A 2,549-nucleotide genomic window follows, 5' to 3' on the forward strand; every position below is an offset into this window, starting at 1 on the left:
ATTCTTCAACCCAACCTACTGTAAGTGCGATCGCATTTAGGTTAAACGAGAGTGCAACCCAACACATATCATTCTCAGATGGAGATTGTTGGGTTTGATTCTTCAACCCAACCTACTGTAAGTGCGATCGCATTTAGGTTAAACGAGAGTGCAACCCAACACATATCATTCTCAGATGGAGATTGTTGGGTTTGATTCTTCAACCCAACCTACTGTAAGTGCGATCGCATTTAGAAAACAGGGGATCATCGGCGATAAAATTATCAGTAGGTTGGGTTAAACGACAGTGCAACCCAACACCAATATCAGGGTTTTTTTATAATAGAATGAAATATCGTCGAGCAAAAACTCCAGGTACAACTTATTTTTTAACCCTTGTTACCCACCATCGTCGCCCGATTTTGGATGAATCTGAAAATATAGATTTACTCAGGGAAGCGTTTCGCTATGTGATTAGACGACATCCTTTTAAAATTGATGCTATTGTAATTTTACCTGATCATCTTCATTGTCTTTGGACATTACCTGAAAATGATGCAGATTTTTCCACACGAGTACGGTTAATTAAAAGTTATTTTAGTCGTAAATGTCCTGTTTCTTATCAAGGGAACATGACCGCATCTCGTCAAAAAAAGGGTGAAAAGGCCATTTGGCAACGTCGATTTTGGGAGCATCAAATTAGAGATGATCAAGATTTTGTTAATCATTTAGAATATATACATTATAATCCCGTTCATCATGGATTAGTTTATGCCCCAAAGGATTGGCAATATTCGAGTTTTCACCGTTATTTTGAAGCGGGAGTGTATGATTTGATGTGGGGTGCTTCGGAACAGTTAATATTTGATAAAAATATTGGCTTGGAATAAACCGTAGGTTGGGTTAAACGACAGTGCAACCCAACACATATCATTCCCAGATAGAGATTGTTGGGTTTCATTCTTCAACCCAACCGACAAGATATGCGATCGCATTTACACAAAATTATCAAGGTAGGTTGGGTTAAACGACAGTGCAACCCAACACATACCATTCCCAGATAAAGATTGTTGGGTTTCATTCTTCAACCCAACCTACAAGCTATGCGATCGCATTTACACAAAATTATCAAGGTAGGTTGGGTTAAACGACAGTGCAACCCAACACATATCATTCTCAGATGGAGATTGTTGGGTTTCATTCTTCAACCCAACCTACTGTAAGTGCGATCGCATTTAGAGAAATTATCAAGGTAGGTTGGGTTAAACGAGAGTGCAACCCAACATATATCATTCTCAGATAGAGATTGTTGGGTTTGATTCTTCAACCCAACCGACAAGATATGCGATCGCACTTAGCAGAAAATGATCAACGTAGGTTGGGTTAAACGACAGTGCAACCCAACACATATCATTCCCAGATGGAGATTGTTGGGTTTGATTCTTCAACCCAAGCTACTGTAAGTGCGATCGCATTTAGGTTAAACGAGAGTGCAACCCAACACATATCATTCTCAGATGGAGATTGTTGGGTTTGATTCTTCAACCCAACCTACTGTAAGTGCGATCGCATTTAGAGAAAATTATCAGTAGGTTGGGTTAAACGAGAGTGCAACCCAACATATATCATTCTCAGATAGAGATTGTTGGGTTTGATTCTTCAACCCAACCTACAAGCTATGCGATCGCATTTAGGTTAAACGAGAGTGCAACCCAACACATATCATTCTCAGATGGAGATTGTTGGGTTTCATTCTTCAACCCAACCTACAAGCTATGCGATCGCATTTAGAGAAATTATCAAGGTAGGTTGGGTTAAACGACAGTGCAACCCAACACATATCATTCCCAGATGGAGATTGTTGGGTTTCATTCTTCAACCCAACCTACTGTAAGTGCGATCGCATTTAGGTTAAACGAGAGTGCAACCCAACACATATCATTCTCAGATGGAGATTGTTGGGTTTGATTCTTCAACCCAACCTACTGTAAGTGCGATCGCATTTAGAGAAATTATCAAGGTAGGTTGGGTTAAACGACAGTGCAACCCAACACATATCATTCCCAGATGGAGATTGTTGGGTTTGATTCTTCAACCCAAGCTACTGTAAGTGCGATCGCATTTAGAGAAATTATCAAGGTAGGTTGGGTTAAACGAGAGTGCAACCCAACATATATCATTCTCAGATAGAGATTGTTGGGTTTGATTCTTCAACCCAACCTACAAGCTATGCGATCGCATTTAGAGAAAATTATCAGTAGGTTGGGTTAAACGACAGTGCAACCCAACACATATCATTCCCAGATGGAGATTGTTGGGTTTCATTCTTCAACCCAACCTACTGTAAGTGCGATCGCATTTAGAGAAAATTATCAAGGTAGGTTGGGTTAAACGACAGTGCAACCCAACACATATCATTCCCAGATGGAGATTGTTGGGTTTGATTCTTCAACCCAACCTACTGTAAGTGCGATCGCATTTAGGTTAAACGAGAGTGCAACCCAACACATATCATTCTCAGATGGAGATTGTTGGGTTTGATTCTTCAACCCAACCTACTGTAAGTGCGA

The 2,549-nt window shown here is 40.3% G+C and carries 2 protein-coding genes; both read left to right on the forward strand.

What is annotated here, in order from left to right:
- Nucleotides 1-326: 326 nt before the first annotated feature.
- Nucleotides 327-869, forward strand: coding sequence for an REP-associated tyrosine transposase (locus tag MW688_RS24400; RefSeq protein WP_486737549.1), 543 nt, complete (start codon nt 327-329; stop codon nt 867-869).
- Between the two features lie 1,031 nt (nt 870-1,900).
- A complete protein-coding gene (locus MW688_RS24405) occupies nt 1,901-2,089 on the forward strand; it encodes a hypothetical protein (RefSeq protein ID WP_486738615.1) in 189 nt (62 codons plus the stop codon).
- Nucleotides 2,090-2,549 lie beyond the last annotated feature (460 nt).

This window comes from Johannesbaptistia floridana (genome assembly GCF_057440575.1).